The sequence below is a fragment of the Neobacillus sp. 114 genome (genome assembly GCF_030127045.1).
Lineage (GTDB): Bacteria > Bacillota > Bacilli > Bacillales > Cytobacillaceae > Neobacillus > Neobacillus rhizophilus.
Map to the genome: position 1 here is coordinate 5,503,683 of NZ_CP126144.1, position 15,757 is coordinate 5,519,439.

Annotated in this window: 17 protein-coding genes; 5 read left to right on the forward strand and 12 right to left on the reverse strand. The window is 42.8% G+C overall.

Annotated features, from left to right (window positions below):
* Window positions 1-293: 293 nt before the first annotated feature.
* The gene (locus QNN06_RS27135) at window positions 294-1,211 is read left to right on the forward strand and encodes an urea transporter (RefSeq protein WP_284036315.1); all 918 of its coding nucleotides are present in this window, start codon (window positions 294-296) and stop codon (window positions 1,209-1,211) included.
* A gap of 41 nt (window positions 1,212-1,252) precedes the next feature.
* On the opposite strand, the gene QNN06_RS27140 is transcribed toward QNN06_RS27135, so the two are convergent.
* The 9 genes from QNN06_RS27140 to QNN06_RS27180 form a co-directional block, all read right to left on the reverse strand.
* Entirely contained in the window at window positions 1,253-1,468 is a 216-nt protein-coding gene (locus QNN06_RS27140; protein WP_284036316.1) for a hypothetical protein, read from the reverse strand.
* Between the two features lie 61 nt (window positions 1,469-1,529).
* Window positions 1,530-2,201: an urease accessory protein UreH domain-containing protein gene (locus tag QNN06_RS27145; RefSeq protein ID WP_284036317.1), complete on the reverse strand. Its 672-nt coding sequence runs from the start codon at window positions 2,199-2,201 to the stop codon at window positions 1,530-1,532.
* 73 nt (window positions 2,202-2,274) lie between these two features.
* Window positions 2,275-3,099 (reverse strand): urease accessory protein UreD, encoded by an 825-nt coding sequence (locus QNN06_RS27150; RefSeq protein ID WP_284036318.1) that lies wholly within the window; start codon window positions 3,097-3,099, stop codon window positions 2,275-2,277.
* A 2-nt stretch (window positions 3,100-3,101) separates the two neighbouring features.
* Entirely contained in the window at window positions 3,102-3,713 is a 612-nt protein-coding gene (gene ureG / locus QNN06_RS27155) for an urease accessory protein UreG (protein WP_213117686.1), read from the reverse strand.
* Window positions 3,714-3,735: 22 nt separating this feature from the next.
* Complete coding sequence (locus QNN06_RS27160) at window positions 3,736-4,422, reverse strand: urease accessory protein UreF (protein ID WP_284037983.1); 687 nt, start codon at window positions 4,420-4,422, stop codon at window positions 3,736-3,738.
* Window positions 4,412-4,870: an urease accessory protein UreE gene (ureE, locus tag QNN06_RS27165; protein WP_217032231.1), complete on the reverse strand. Its 459-nt coding sequence runs from the start codon at window positions 4,868-4,870 to the stop codon at window positions 4,412-4,414. Before ureE ends, QNN06_RS27160 begins: the two co-directional genes overlap by 11 nt.
* 11 nt (window positions 4,871-4,881) lie before the next feature.
* Window positions 4,882-6,594, reverse strand: coding sequence for an urease subunit alpha (gene ureC / locus QNN06_RS27170; RefSeq protein WP_213117684.1), 1,713 nt, complete (start codon window positions 6,592-6,594; stop codon window positions 4,882-4,884).
* Window positions 6,591-6,920 carry an urease subunit beta gene (ureB, locus tag QNN06_RS27175; RefSeq protein WP_213117683.1) on the reverse strand — a complete coding sequence of 110 codons (330 nt, stop codon included), beginning with the start codon at window positions 6,918-6,920 and terminating at the stop codon, window positions 6,591-6,593. The genes ureC and ureB overlap by 4 nt, the downstream gene beginning before the upstream one ends.
* Before the next feature lie 23 nt (window positions 6,921-6,943).
* Window positions 6,944-7,246 carry an urease subunit gamma gene (locus QNN06_RS27180; RefSeq protein WP_213117682.1) on the reverse strand — a complete coding sequence of 101 codons (303 nt, stop codon included), beginning with the start codon at window positions 7,244-7,246 and terminating at the stop codon, window positions 6,944-6,946.
* A 236-nt stretch (window positions 7,247-7,482) separates the two neighbouring features.
* Between QNN06_RS27180 and QNN06_RS27185 the strand changes: the two genes are divergently transcribed.
* The 4 genes from QNN06_RS27185 to QNN06_RS27200 all read left to right on the forward strand — a co-directional run bounded on the left by QNN06_RS27185 (window position 7,483) and on the right by QNN06_RS27200 (window position 11,697).
* A complete protein-coding gene (locus tag QNN06_RS27185; RefSeq protein WP_284036319.1) occupies window positions 7,483-8,379 on the forward strand; it encodes a DMT family transporter in 897 nt (298 codons plus the stop codon).
* Between the two features lie 186 nt (window positions 8,380-8,565).
* Window positions 8,566-9,642, forward strand: coding sequence for a BMP family lipoprotein (locus tag QNN06_RS27190; protein ID WP_284036320.1), 1,077 nt, complete (start codon window positions 8,566-8,568; stop codon window positions 9,640-9,642).
* Window positions 9,643-9,679: 37 nt separating this feature from the next.
* Window positions 9,680-10,789, forward strand: coding sequence for a PfkB family carbohydrate kinase (locus QNN06_RS27195; protein WP_213117679.1), 1,110 nt, complete (start codon window positions 9,680-9,682; stop codon window positions 10,787-10,789).
* Window positions 10,786-11,697, forward strand: a complete 912-nt coding sequence (locus QNN06_RS27200) for a pseudouridine-5'-phosphate glycosidase (RefSeq protein WP_213117678.1) — start codon at window positions 10,786-10,788, stop codon at window positions 11,695-11,697. The genes QNN06_RS27195 and QNN06_RS27200 overlap by 4 nt, the downstream gene beginning before the upstream one ends.
* 40 nt (window positions 11,698-11,737) lie before the next feature.
* Here the strand turns inward: QNN06_RS27200 and QNN06_RS27205 are convergent, their stop codons facing one another.
* The 3 genes from QNN06_RS27205 to QNN06_RS27215 form a co-directional block, all read right to left on the reverse strand.
* A complete protein-coding gene (locus QNN06_RS27205) occupies window positions 11,738-12,670 on the reverse strand; it encodes a cation diffusion facilitator family transporter (protein ID WP_284036321.1) in 933 nt (310 codons plus the stop codon).
* Between the two features lie 147 nt (window positions 12,671-12,817).
* Window positions 12,818-14,881 carry a heavy metal translocating P-type ATPase gene (locus tag QNN06_RS27210; protein WP_284037984.1) on the reverse strand — a complete coding sequence of 688 codons (2,064 nt, stop codon included), beginning with the start codon at window positions 14,879-14,881 and terminating at the stop codon, window positions 12,818-12,820.
* A complete protein-coding gene (locus QNN06_RS27215; protein ID WP_213117676.1) occupies window positions 14,871-15,242 on the reverse strand; it encodes an ArsR/SmtB family transcription factor in 372 nt (123 codons plus the stop codon). The genes QNN06_RS27210 and QNN06_RS27215 overlap by 11 nt, the downstream gene beginning before the upstream one ends.
* Window positions 15,243-15,757: the final 515 nt, after the last annotated feature.

Genomic DNA, 15,757 nt, shown 5'->3' on the forward strand with positions numbered 1-15,757 from the left:
AATTATAAATTAATTGATGATAATATTTCAATAGAATATTTTATCTATTTCGATTTTACTGAAATATCTTTATATATCGACTCTTGGGCTATTTTGGTTTATTTGAACCTTGCAAAAGACCTTTCAAGATTAATTTGGACTAATTAAAGTTTAATTTAACAAGATTACCTTCTTTATCCTCATACTTTCTTCATCCCCGGGGAAATTTATTAAGGGTTTCTTTATAAAATCAAGTTGCTACTTTCATTCTCTGGAAAGGAGTGGTTGTCAATCATGCCAATACAGGTAATAGTATGAACAGGGACTCATTGAAATGGCTGCTGGTGTCTACCTTAAAAGGAATCTCTCAAGTAATTTTAATTGAAAATGCCATCTCTGGGTTTATTATTCTGGCTGCGATCACCATCTCCTCCGTTTCTCTAGGGGTGGTCACACTTTTGTCAGCTGTTATCGGAACTTTAATCGGAAAAATTGGCGGGGCTGATGCAGAAAGCGTCAATCAGGGTTTATATGGATATAACTCTGTACTTACTGGAATGGCCCTTTCCTTATTTCTAAGCGGTGATGACCGTTTTTTCATCGCTTTGGTTGGTGCTGCCGTTGCATCCGTTTTTACAGCTGCGATGATCCATTTCATGCGGCAAACGGGCATCCCTGTTCTCACCTTCCCGTTTATCGTCCTAACCTGGTTTTTGCTGCTGACAACTTATCGCCTGGTTTCATTTAAGATAAGCCCAAATCTCACCCCGCAATCTTTATCTAATTGGACGTTAAATATCAAAGGGGAGACAGATTGGCTTGATGGTGCAGTGAATGGAATTGGACAAATTTTTTTCCTTGATAACAGTTTTTCTGGAGTATTACTTTTTATCGCTGTATTCTGGGCCGGATGGAGATTGGGAGTTTACGCTATAGTTGGAAATGCAGCAGCATTATTAACATCGTACGGCCTTGGGGGAGAGCATCATCTGATTTTTATGGGGCTTTATGGATATAATGCTATTTTAACAATAATTGCTGTAGCTATTGTTTTTAAGGAAAATGCCCGTTATCCACTATTAACAGGTATTATCGCTGCCTGTTTAACCGTTCCCATTACCGGCAGCGTCGTAACATGGCTCTTACCTTACGGCCTCCCGGCATTGACCATGCCCTTCGTGTTATGTACATGGCTGTTTTTGGCTGCCAGAAAAGTAATGCTGAGAATTTAAATTTGCTACAAAAAAGGATGCCCGTTTCGGACATCCTTTCGCTACTCCAAATGCTCTTGCATCATATCATAGACCTGAGATTCAACAGCACTTACATGCTCTTCTTCAAGCCTTTGTTTGGGGTGGGGCTGGTACCAATGGATTTTATCATCTTTAACCATACCCTTATACTCATGACCATCAATACTTAGTGAGAAATGCGGATGTTTCCGGACCGAATCCTCAAATAAATGATTGACTTCAAAATTTTCAAACATGCCCCTTAACCTCCTTTTTTCAATTAGAGTTTTTCCATTAACTTAAACATGTATGCGGCGGTTACATCCAAAGGTTAAATAATCCATCTTTAACGCCTAAATTATACATATAATAAAACCCAAACACAGTACTTACGGCGCCTGTAGTTAAAATTAAGACCCTACTTGTAACCATTTGCTTCATACTCAAAATAAACGGGATTCCTATAATCGTTGTAAAAATTAACATACCAAGGACCGTTCCCAAGCCGAACACAATAATATATAATGCCCCCTGCCACACCGAATGAACCGTGCTCATCGTCAGCAGCACCATCGCCGCACTGCCGGCAAGACCGTGAACAAATCCGATAAATAAGGATTTGTAATATCTACCCCGCTTTCCTATAGGGGGATTATGTACGTGGCCATGTTCCCGGTGAGGCGTCCGGTTTTTTCGAATCGATAACATCGCTGCGACACCTAAGTATACCAGCATAATTCCGACCAAAAATTCCAACGTCAGGGCCCATTTTTCCGGAATATCATTTTTCATTAAAATTAAAAAAATCCCAATAATAAATAGTGTGGCTGTATGTCCAATTCCCCAAAAAACACCGGCAAGTGAGGCGTGCCAAAGCTTTTTGCTCTGGCTTGCAATGGTCGAAACTGCAATTACATGATCCGGCTCAATCGCATGCCTGATGCCCAAAATAAACCCTAACGCCAATACCGAAAAAAAGGTAACATCCATTTTCTTTCCTCCCCAACTACTTTTATCTATCTATTAAAAACCCGGCAGCCATTTTGGTTTACCGGGTTGACTATCAATATTTTCTGAGAAAGCTTGGTTTCCTGCTAAACCATTCCTCGCTAATCATCCGATGAATGTCCGAAAAAATTTTTTCAATCACCTGAGTGGAATTCGCAAACACGCGAATCGTAAATCCAGGCACCGGCAATGAGGACAGTCCAACTTTATAATCATTTGTATTCATTTCAATTGCCAAATATAACTGGTCAAGCAAGGAACTGCCCGACTGCGTCCCGACCACAAGCATCGAGCCCAAGTGGGAATACCCCTCTATAAAACCGAGACCTCGTAAATTTTGCTGGGATGGTTTTAATTTTATATGGTCGTAAACCACTAGTTCATCATCAATGTAGATCTCATTCAACAATTGGATTGTTTCATAGCTGAAATGGTCTCCTTCCGGTGACCAGCCAGGGGTAATGATGTCCGAATAAAGAAAAGTGGCAGTTTTGTCCATCCGAATTACATTTTTTTGTTTATATTTCGCATTCTGATAAGCAATTAAGGGATCAGGAATAAACTCAAGGTAGCTGCCTGCCTGAAGAGTAATCTCTGATTCCTGGTAGGCATGCATTTTCGGCGTTTTGTAAATCTTTGTGGCTCCTTGTGTGGTCAGCGTCATCCTCGCATTCTCACCGAGGGATACTTTCATTTGATATCGGTCACCATCCAAATAGCCGCCGCCAGGATTTAATAAATAATAGCAGGCCTGACCGGAATTATCATGGTAAATAGGGCGCATTACTTTAAATGCGCCCTGAAAATACACATTTTTCGCGACAGTCTTTCCTTTCCGTTCCTCTGCTTCAAGATGAAGAACACCTGTCCAGTCCTTCATGGTTAGGCCAATCCTTTTAATAATGCATTTTCCTTTAACCAATCAATCACATTATCCAGCCCTGAATCATCTTTTAGATTGGTAAAGACAAATGGTTTGTCACCGCGGAAAACTTTTGTATCTGACTCCATGACGTCAAGCCTTGCTCCGACATGCGGGGCTAAATCGGTTTTGTTGATAATAAATAAATCCGATTTAATCATTCCTTGCCCTCCCTTGCGCGGAATTTTTTCTCCTTGGGCCACATCAATGATATAGATTGAGAAATCAACCAATTCTGGGCTGAAGGTGGCTGCCAAGTTATCCCCGCCGCTTTCCACAAAAATCAGCTCGACATCCGGGTGTTTTTCTTTTAGTTCGTTGATTGCCGCAAAATTCATTGAAGCATCTTCCCGAATGGCCGTATGCGGGCAGCCGCCGGTCTCCACACCAATAATGCGGTCAGAAGGGAGTACGCCGTTTTGCATTAAAAATTTAGCATCTTCCTTTGTATAGATATCGTTTGTCACAACTGCCATGCTAATTTCATCATTCAATTTACGTGTTAATTTTTCCACTAACATCGTTTTTCCTGCCCCAACAGGACCGCCTACACCGATTTTAATTGGATCCATAATAAAACTTCCTTTCTTTTATTTATGACATAAAAATTCGTATATTCACACGTTCATGCCTCATTTGGGATAACTCGATACCAGGTGAGACAATGCCAAAGTCCTCTTCATCAATCTGACCTATTTTTTCAACAGCTGCTATTAAAACAGGCTGAATATCATGAAGGATTTTCTGACCTGCCGTCTGCCCTAATGGAATCCCTCGTACGGCATTTTGAACAATACTGGATACAACTGAATAGAGATAAAATAAAACAGTTGATGGTTTTGGTACACCAAGATCATGCGCTGCCATCGTAAAGACAATCGCAGGATGACCAAACGATTCCTTTGCCCTAATCCTTTTTCTGTAAATCGCTAGAACAGGTGCATCATATAAAGACAGGACAAGTTCTAACATCCGCTCACCCATTCTTTGGCTGCCCTCCCGCGTTTCCCGCGGCAAATTTTGGACAGTCAATAATCGATCCAGCTTCCAGACCCTAGCAAGATCATCCTCTTCCAATGCCTGATATACAAGATGGCTGGCCAGCCCATCTGAATAGATGAGCTGCTCGTCAATATAAACCTGCAGCCATTGTGAAAAGGTTTCAGAATTATGAACCGTATTCTCTTGGATATAGCTTTCCAAACCGAAGGAATGACTAAAGGCTCCTGTCGGAAAATTAGAATCACAAAGCTGAAACAGTGCTAGTAATTTACTCTCCATGACTATGACCAATATGGCGAAACGCCTGCTTCACTTTTCGGTTTTCCCGTTTATACGGAATCTCCAGCTCCTTTAGCAGGTCTTCTACAAGGTAATCGTATTGCACCATCATCTCATCACCATCAAATTGGGCTGGAAGGTGCCTGTTACCCAACTGATGCGCGATGGTCCCCATTTCTTTCAAATTACGGGGACCAATGACGATTAAATCATCTGCGATTACGTCAACGACAATCATATTTTTTTCATCCATAAACAACACATCTCCGGCCACAAGATCACGTGGATCCTTCAGGCGAATGCCTATTTCCCGGCCGTGGTCCGTTTTAACTCGCTGAACACGTTTCACGAGATGATCACTTTCAAGGTATACTTTTTCAATATGGCGTCTGAAGATTTCTTCCTTTTCCATATTTTCAATATTGGCTTCAATTCGTTCAATTAACATGCTTTTTCACCTCAAAATAGGAAATATCTTTGTGCCATTGGTAATTTTTCAGCGGGTTCACATGTGATAAGCTCCCCATTCACTCTAACCTCGTATGTTTGTGGATCTACGGAAAGTTCAGGGGTTTCCGAATTGAGCTTCATGTCTTTTTTCGTAAGCTTGCGGATTCCCTGGACAGGAAGAATGACTTTTTCTAAGCCAAGCTTTTCATGAACTTTTCCTTCATAAGCCGCCTGCGACACAAACGTAATCGAGCTCTTGTGCAAGGCTTTTCCATATGCCGCATACATTGGCCGGCAAACTACTGGCTGTGGTGTTGGAATAGAAGCATTGGCATCCCCCATCATTCCGTAGACAATGAAGCCGCTTTTTATTACCAATTCCGGTTTCACTCCGAAGAACGCAGGCGACCAAAGGACAAGGTCAGCAATTTTTCCTACTTCTATCGAACCGACATAGTCAGCAATACCGTGGGTAATTGCAGGGTTAATCGTATATTTTGCAATATAGCGCTTGGCCCGGTTATTATCGGAAAGCTTACTGTCCCCCTGCAAAGTGCCTCTTTGCAGTTTCATCTTATCGGCTACCTGCCAAGTTCGCGTGACCACCTCACCTACCCGCCCCATTGCCTGGGCATCGGAGCTGGTCATACTAAAAATCCCCATATCCTGAAGGATATCTTCAGCAGCAATTGTTTCCTTTCTAATCCGGGAATCGGCAAAGGCGATATCTTCCGGGACGGAAGGATTCAAATGGTGGCAAACCATTAGCATATCAAGATGTTCATCAATCGTATTAACTGTATAAGGAAGCGTCGGATTCGTGGACGAAGGCAGGACATTCATAAAGCTTGCAGATTTGATCAAATCCGGCGCATGCCCGCCCCCGGCACCTTCCGTATGATACATGTGAATAACCCGGTCTTTGACGGCAGCCATCGTATTTTCTACAAAGCCGGCTTCATTTAAGGTATCTGCGTGAAGCGCCACTTGCACATCATATTGGTCCGCCACCTTCAAAGCATGGTCAAGAGCTGAAGGTGTAGCTCCCCAGTCTTCATGAACCTTAAGCCCAATCACACCTGCCCGTACTTGCTCGGCCAGCGGTTCTTCAGTTGCAGCTTGGCCTTTACCGGTCAAACCAACATTTATTGGCAGGCCTTCTACTGCTTCAAGCATACGGTGGATATTCCATTCTCCAGGGGTGACAGTGGTAGCCCTTGAGCCTGCAGATGGCCCTGTACCGCCACCAATTAAAGTTGTCAGTCCCGCTGAAAGAGCAACATCGACTTGGGCCGGATTAATAAAATGGACGTGTGTGTCGATGCCGCCTGCCGTGACAATCATTCCTTCACCGGCAATGATTTCTGTAGAGGCCCCAATAACGATATCTACCCCATTCATCACGAGCGGATTTCCAGCTTTTCCGATTCCAGAAATTTTCCCGTCACGAATGGCAAGATCCGCTTTATAAATTCCCGTATAATCTAAAATAACGACATTGGTAATTACAACATCTGGTATCCCATCACCGCGGGTGACAAGCGGATGCTGTCCCATTCCATCGCGGATGACCTTTCCGCCTCCAAAGACGACCTCTTCTCCATAGGTGGTAAAATCCTTTTCAATCTGAATGATTAAATTGGTATCCGCCAGACGAATGGAATCCCCGGTAGTTGGACCGAACATTTGGGCATATTGCTTACGAGGCATTTCAAAACTCATTTTCCACACCCACTTTCCACAGATCCATCGACTTTATTATTAAAGCCGAAAACCTTTTGTTCCCCTGCAAAACAAACCAATTCCACTTCTTTTTCATCGCCGGGTTCGAATCGGACCGCTGCTCCAGCAGGAATATTCAGCCGTTTTCCAAACGCGTCATCCCTGTTAAAAGTTAGGGCATCATTTACTTCATAAAAATGATAGTGCGAACCAATTTGGACCGGCCGATCACCGGTATTCGTCACCTTTACCCTGTGTATTTCTCTTCCTTCATTACAAATAATCGGATCCTCTTTTAAAAACAACTGACCTGGTTCCCATTCCATTTATGTATCCCTCCTGCTGCCTCTTATCGAATTGGATCATGAACCGTTACAAGTTTTGTTCCGTCGGGAAAAGTTGCCTCTACTTGAATGTCGTCAATCATTTCTGGAATGCCTTCCATGACATCATCACGCGTTAAGATGGTAGCCCCATATTTCATTAATTCCGCCACCGTTTTCCCATCTCTTGCCCCTTCTAGCACTTCATAAGTGATAAGTGCTACTGCTTCGGGATAATTTAACTTCAATCCTCTTTCCTGTCTTCGTCTAGCAAGATCAGCGGCTACCACAATCATAAGCTTGTCTAACTCACGCGGTACTAGTAACACTGCCCAGCCTCCTTTAATAGTTGTCATTTTTGTAAAAATTAACCACCTTCAATAGACTTTCCATATGGACTTCATTTAAACAGGGCTGGCAATTTTTTAATAATATATTTTTTAAAATTTATTTAGAAATTCACTGGACGTTTGCCTCAGCTTGGTGAACACCGCCCAAGTTGTCTATCGAAAATATTATGTTAGAATAGGACAGTTGGCATCCTATGATAGAAAGGGTGGTAAATGTGTTAAAGGCATATGCGTTGCTGACTATCTGTGTAGTAGTATGGGGAAGTAATTTTGTATTCGGGAAAATATTAGTCCAAGATTTCTCTCCAACCCTATTAACCATGTTGAGACTCTTATTTATTGTCCTGTTTTTAAGCGGATTATCCTTTTACAAAAAACAATTTAAACGGGTAAAGAGCAAGGATTTACTCTCGGTTGTTTTTCTGGGGATTATTGGGGTATTTATTAACCAATGGTCTTTTTTTGTAGGCTTACAAACAGCGGATCCGACGACTTCGGCTCTTATTTTAGCCACTACGCCGATTTTAACTAGCTTTTTAGCTGCCATTTTTTTAAAGGAAAAGTTGACCCTTCAAATGTTGATGGGTTCTGTAGTGGCAATTATAGGTATTTACTTTGTAGTCGCAAAAGGAAATGTGTCTTCCATACAAATTGATAATGGTTTATTATGGATTGTGTTAACCATGGTCACATTCGCCGTTATGATTATCATGACACGGCTTCTTTCTCACAGAATAAATCCTCTAACGATTACCCTTTACTCCAATATCGTCGGCTTGATTGTATCGATTCCCTTCGCTTTTTCTTTAGATACTCCCCTACGAATAAGTTCGAATGTATCCGACTGGGCTTTGCTAATTGGAACTGCCGTTGTGGTACATGGTATGGCCGCACTAATATGGAATCAAAACATTCGACATGTTGATGCTTCAAAGGCCTCTATTTTATCTAATTTAGAGCCTTTCGTTGCAATGATCATGGGGGTGGTTTTGCTATACAAACCAATAACGAGTACAGAAATAGCAGGCTCACTCTTGATTGTCGGCGGCGTTGTATTATCTACGTACCAACGGAAAAGATTAAAAAGACTTGGAAGGCAATCGTTAACTTAATGATGAAAAGCCCCAATTTCCCATTTTTTACACTGAGAGATTGGGGCTTTTTTTTTACTTGTTATGTTTTTCAGACATAACAGTTGACCAAAATATATATAGGCGTTATAATACAAACGAAAGTTTAACAAGCAAACAAATGTTTATAAAATCTTCTAACAACTACAACTTAGGGAGGCACACAAAATGAAAAAGCGTAAAATTGGTATGGCACTATCACTTGTTCTTGCAGCAGGCACGCTCTTGGGTGCATGTGGAAAAAGTAACGATAACGAGAACACTGGGGGCGACAAAAAAGACACATTTTCTGTTGGTATGGTGACTGACATCGGTGGTGTCGATGATAAATCCTTTAACCAATCTTCATGGGAAGGCCTGCAAGCATTTGGTAAGGAAAATGGCTTGAAGAAGGGCAGAGGCGGCTATGATTATCTTGCTTCCAAATCGGATGCGGATTATACAACAAATTTAAATACGCTGGTACGTCAAGGGTTTGACCTAGTGTACGCAATTGGTTTCTTAATGCCGTCAGCAGTTGAAGAAATTGCGAAACAACAAAAGGATTCCAAATTTGCTATCGTTGATGCTGAAGTAGACCTTCCAAACGTGGCAAGCATTCTTTTTAAAGAGCAGGAAGCAGGCTTTCTTGCGGGAATTGCAGCGGCCAAGACTACAAAATCTAACCACATTGGATTCATTGGCGGTATGGAAGTTCCCGTTATTGAACGTTTTGAAACTGGCTTCTTAGCAGGCGTTAAAGCAGTGAATCCAGACATTAAAGTTGACGTTCAAATTGCAGGGGCTTTCGATAGGGCCGAGGTTGGACAGGCTATCGCCTCAAAGATGTATTCATCGGGAGCGGACGTCATCTTCCACGCAGCAGGTGCAACAGGGGTCGGACTATTTAAAGAAGCCAAAGACCGAAAGGCAAAAGACCCTAATAAAGACTTTTGGGCAATTGGCGTTGACCGTGATCAAGCAGACATGGGTCAAGATGTTGTCCTTACATCTGCCTTAAAACGCGTGGATGTAGCAGTTAAAGACCTTGCCACTAAAACAAAAGACGGCAATTTCCCTGGCGGTAAAGTAACATTATATGGTTTAGCAGAAGATGGTGTTGGCTTAGCCCCTATTAATTCGAAAGCAGCAAACAAAGCAGACATTGAAACAACAGTTAAAGATTGGGTTGAGAAAATCAAATCAGGTGCTGTAAAGGTTCCTGAAACACTTGATGAATTAAAGACATTTAATCCAAAACAATAACACTTAGGAAGATTAGTGTAATTTATGGGGTGAGTTTGTGCCTGAAAAACTGACTGAGAAAGAACAATTGATTCTCGATTTAATCCGGAACAACCCCTATGTTTCGCAGCAAGAGCTTGCGCAAAATTTAGAATTGTCCCGGCCCTCGATTGCTAACATGATTTCAGGGCTGATCAAAAAAGGCCATATTTTAGGCAGAGCCTATATTTTAAGTGAATCACAGCATGTCATTTGCATTGGCGGAGCTAATATTGACCGTAAATTTCATATAAAAGGGCAGGCACAGCTGGGAACCTCCAATCCCAGCTATGCCACCCAGAATGCCGGCGGAGTTGCCCGGAATATCGCTGAAAACCTCGGACGCCTAGGGTTAGAGGTATCACTTATATCTGCTGCCGGAGCTGATAAGGACTGGACCATCATTGAGGATTCATCCACTCCTTACATGAATTTAGAAACTGTATCCAAATCCCCCGAAAAAGCAACAGGCTCCTACACAGCAGTTCTGGACGCCAACGGTGAATTAGTGATTGCGCTTGCTGATATGGATGTATATGAAACCATCACACCTGAATTGTTGCGGAAGCATGAGGGATTTTTAAAACAATCAAAATGCATCATCGTCGATTTAAACAGTCCGAAAGAAACAGTTCAATACTTATGTCATTTCGCTAAAAGTCATAACTTACCGATTGTTATAATACCAGTTTCATCACCAAAGATGTCACGCTTACCAGATGAACTTGATGGTGTAACATGGCTCATTACGAATCGAGATGAATCAGAAACCTATTTTCAAAACGAAATCAAAAATGATTCGGATTGGAAAAACGCCTTAGAAAAATGGCTGTCTCTGGGAATCTCCAATGTGGTCATAACTAATGGAAAAGAAGGCTCAATGATCGGGAATAAAGAAGAAGGAATTTTCCATGTTCCTCCTATTGAAGTGAAGGAAATCATTGATGTAACTGGTGCGGGAGACGCATTTTCCTCGGCAGTTATTTACTCTTGGCTAGAAGGCAAATCTTTAATGGAAATTGCCAAGGCAGGAAGTATGAATGCATCCAAAACATTGCAATCGCCTTATACAGTTCGTCAGGATTTATCGGCGGAGCAATTACAAAAAGATCTGGAGGAATTATCATGAAAGAATATATAACATTATCAGAAGAAGTACGTACCGCTAAGGAACAAGGAAAACCAATCGTTGCCCTAGAGTCTACGATTATCTCTCATGGCATGCCTTATCCGCAAAATGTCCAAACAGCCCGTGAAGTGGAGCAAATCGTCCGTGATAATGGGGCTGTTCCGGCTACAATAGCCATCATTGATGGAAAAATTAAAATCGGCTTATCCGATGAAGAGTTAGAAATGTTCGGGAAAAGCTCCGGTGTCGCAAAAGCATCCAGACGCGACCTTGCTTATTTGCTTGCGACTAAAAAACTTGGCGCAACTACAGTAGCAGCAACGATGATTTGCGCTGAATTGGCCGGAATCAATATCTTCGTGACCGGCGGTATTGGCGGCGTTCACCGCGGTGCCGAAACCACGATGGATATCTCAGCAGACTTAGATGAGCTTGGACAAACAAACGTGGCCGTCATTTGTGCGGGTGCGAAATCGATTTTGGATTTAGGATTAACGATGGAATATTTAGAAACAAAAGGCGTACCAGTTATCGGTTACCAAACCGATGTACTCCCTGCCTTCTATACACGCAAAAGCGAATTCCCATTAAACCTGCGCGCCGATGATGTCGATGAAATTGCTTCTACCTTAAAAGTGAAATGGGATTTAAATCTAAAAGGCGGTGCAGTAATTGCCAACCCGATTCCTGAAGAATATGCGATGGATGAGGAATTTATTAATGGCGTCATCGAAACAGCATTGAAAGAGGCGGCGGAACGCCACATCACCGGTAAAGATGTGACACCGTTCATGCTCGGAAAAGTGAAAGAACTGACAGAAGGAAAAAGCTTGGATGCCAATATAGCTTTAGTTAAAAACAATGCTGTTGTTGGGGCAAAGATCGCTGTAAGCTTTAATGCGAAGTAATAATGTTAGAACTTTAAAAGGAGCCGTGGTGGCTCCTTTTTTAATTACACGTTCCATGTGGACTCGGACAGCCGATTGCTTCTTTTTCGACCTGGATTGTGCTGTGCTCGATATGAAAGTCATCATGGAGAACTTTCTGTGATTGCGCGAGAATTTCATCATGAACCCCTTCATCATAGATAGTGACATGGCAACTCAAAACCGGGTAACCGGAAGTAATTGTCCAAATATGGAGGTCATGTACTTCTTTGACACACGGGATTTTTCCAAGTGCATCCTTGACCTGATTTATATCAATTTGTGTCGGCGCCCCTTCCATTAAAATATGGAAAGAATCCTTCGTGACCCGAAACCCGCTGATTAGAATCAGCACAGCAACAATAACGCTGGCAATCGGATCGGCGATTCCCCAGCCGAGGAACATGATAAGCAATGCCGCGATAATAGCCCCAACAGATCCTAGCATATCGCCAAGAACGTGGAGGAATGCGCTGCGTACATTCAAGTTTTCATCCTTATCACCCTTCATTAAAATCCAGGCAGCAATAATGTTCACGATTAGACCTGTGACGGAAATGACCAGCATCCCTGTGCTTTGAATCTCCGGAGGATTGAAAAAGCGATGGACGGCTTCGTAAATAATATAAATCGATATTAGAATCAATGTTAAGCCGTTTAACGCAGCCGCAATAATTTCGAATCGTTTATAACCATACGTTTTTTCCTGAGAAACTGCCTTTTCCCCAAGCTTAATTGCGTAAAAGCTCAACCCTAGTGCAGCGGCATCGCTGAGCATATGCCCCGCGTCAGAAAGCAGCGCCAGACTGTTGGTTAAAAACCCGCCGATGACTTCCACAACCATGAAGGCCGCTATTAAAATAAAGGAACTAAATAACGCTTTTTTATTACTTGTATGTGAATGACCGTGTGAATGGCCATGTCCGTGTCCATGATGGTGATGATGGTGACCCATGTTTATCCCCCCATTAGCCTATTTGTACCTGCCTGCGATTTCTCTTTGTCTAAAACGAAAATATTACGATTACGGTTAGTTTTTTCTAATCTTGATTTTTCGATACATACTAGAATATATCTGCCTATCCCACAGGCCCCCTCTTGTTTAATCTTTAACCCGCAAGAGACGCAATCCATTTAATGTGACAATCAAGGTCATGCCCATGTCGGCGAAGATGGCAATCCAGAGGGTCAACCAGCCGGGTACGACAAGCAGCAGAGCCAAAACCTTTACCACTATAGACAGGGTAATATTTTGTTTAATAATCTGCAGTGTTTTCCGGCTTAGCTTTATCGTAAACGGCAGCTTGTTCAAATCATCATTCATTAGAGCGATGTCAGCTGTTTCTAGCGCCGTGTCCGTTCCGGCGCCGCCCATCGCGATTCCAACGGTCGCAGCAGCAAGTGCTGGGGCGTCATTAACACCATCACCAACCATTGCGACTCTTCCAAATTGCGATTTCATTTTTTTTATAAAAGCTAATTTATCCTCTGGTAAAAGTTCAGCTTCAATACTGCTAATCCCTGCATGCTGGCCAATCGATTCAGCCGTCGCTCGGTTATCGCCGGTCAGCATAACGGTCTGATTAATTCCCAGCTGATGAAGACGCTCAATGACACCGCGGCTGCTGTCGCGGACCTCGTCAGCAACGGCAATCAAAGCAAGAATACCTTTTTCCGTACCGACGAGGATCACTGTCTTCCCCTGGTTTTGCAAAAAGGTAATTTGACTTTGAATCTCCGAGGGAATTTCCGTAAAAAGCTTTGCGTTTCCTACCAGATATTCCGTGCCGTCCACTAACCCCTTAATACCCTTTCCAGTAATTGTGGAAAAGTTTTCAACCACGTATTCGGTGTGTGCAGCTTTTTTTATAATCGCCCCTGCAAGCGGGTGCTGGGACTTGCTCTCCAGTACGGCGACTTTTTCAAGGAGGTTATCGTCCCCGCTAAAATTAATAAAATCGGTTACTACCGGAACCCCTCTTGTCAATGTACCTGTTTTATCAAAGGCAATTGCCCTTAAGGCACCTGTCTCTTCTAAAAAACTGCCACCTTTGATAAGGACCCCATTTCGGGCTGCATTTCCGATGGCCGTTACGATTGCGACTGGAGTAGAAATCACCAGCGCACACGGGCAGCCTACTACCAGTACGGCGAGCCCTTGGTAAATACACTCCTGCCAACTTGCTCCGAATATAAGCGGCGGCACCACCACCACCAGTGCTGCAACCGCCATAATGACCGGCGTGTAGTATTTTGCAAACCGGTCAACAAACGCTTGAGACGGTGCCTTTTCCGCCTGCGCTTCCTCCACCAAATGAATAATTTTTGCTATAGTCGTGTCCTCGCTCAACTTGGTGACTTTTATTTTTAAAAAGCCTTCCTCATTGAGCGTTCCTGCGAACACTTCGTCATTGACGGACTTTTCAACAGGGACCGACTCTCCTGTAATCGTAGCTTGATTAACGGAGGACGCCCCCTCGATAATCATGCCATCCATTGCTATTTTCTGCCCTGGCTTGACATGCATGATATCGCCAATTTCAATGTCCTCTGCTTTTAGGGTCATTTCGCGGCCGTTTCTGAGAACTAGCGCTTCCGCAGGCGCGACCTCCATCAGCGATCGAATCGAAGCCCGCGCTTTGTCCATGGAATAGCCCTCGAGCACCTCGCTGATGGCAAACAGAATGACGACCACAGCCCCTTCACTCCATTCGCCGATGATAGCCGCCCCGATAATCGCTATCGTCATCAGCGTTTTCATATCAAACTCAAGACGGGTTAAGTTTTTCAAGCCCGTTTTAAAAAGAGGAAATCCTCCCAGTAAAATGGCGGCTGCAAACAGAAGGTTATTTGTAAAAAGGTACCCGGCAATCATGAACACTAAGGACAGGCCTAGCAGCGAATGCCGCTTCCAAAACGGTTCTTTTGTTACCGGTGCCCGCTTTTCCTTTTCTGGGTAGATCGTTAATTTTTCAAACGCGCCAGCTTCATGCAGTTCTTCCAGACTGGCATTTCCATAGACAGTGAGCTTCGAAGCTCCGAAATTAACCTGTGCATCAGCAACACCCTCCAGGTGTTTCACGTTCTTTTCGAACTTGGCGGCACAGCTCGTTCAGGAAAAACCCTGAACGCGGTAAACTTGTTTTTCAAGCGCTTTATCCACGATCCATCACCTCTACCTGGTGCTCAAAGGCAATATGAATTAATTGTTTTACATGGTCATCATCAAGGGAATAATAAACTAACTTGCCTTCTTTGCGGTATTTGGCGAGTCCAAGGCTTTTTAAATGACGTAAGTGATGCGAGGCCGTTGCCGTCGTCGCCCCGACAATATGGGCGACATCACAAACACAAAGCTCGTCTTCGAGCGTAAGTGCATAGGCAATTTTCATTCGCGTCTCATCAGATAATGCTTTAAAAAGCTTGGTGACTTCTAGGATATGCGAGCTGTTCTCAAGCTGCTGCTGGACTCGCGCCGTTTTTTCACTATCCACACAATTAATCTCACAAACATCTCGTTCCTTCATGGTGACACCTTCTTCATTCAAATATTCGTTTGAATATATCATATTCAAATACAGGTTTGAGTGTCAAACATTTTTATTCAAATGGTGATTTGAATGTTCATTTCTGCTTTTTGAAGCTTTTTCATTATGTTTCTTAATAAATAGAGTTGAATCTCCGCGTCTTTTTTCAGATTCTTTAAATGATTTATTTGCGTTCCCTACCCCATTATTTGCGAAATTTCCTGTTTTATTTGCAGTTCTAAAAAAGATGGGTCGACCCCCATTTTTTATTTGCGGATTTAAAAATTTATTTGCGATCCCTCCCCCGTTATTTGCGATTCTAAAAAAGATGAATAGACCACCATTTTTTATTTGGGAATTCAATAAATTTATTTACGATCCCTCCCCCTTTATTTGCGAAATCCCCTGATTTATTTACGATTCTAAATAAGATGGATTGATCCCCATCCTTTATTTGCGGATTCAATAAATTTATTTGCGATCCCTCCCTCTTTATTTGCGAAATCCCCTGCTTT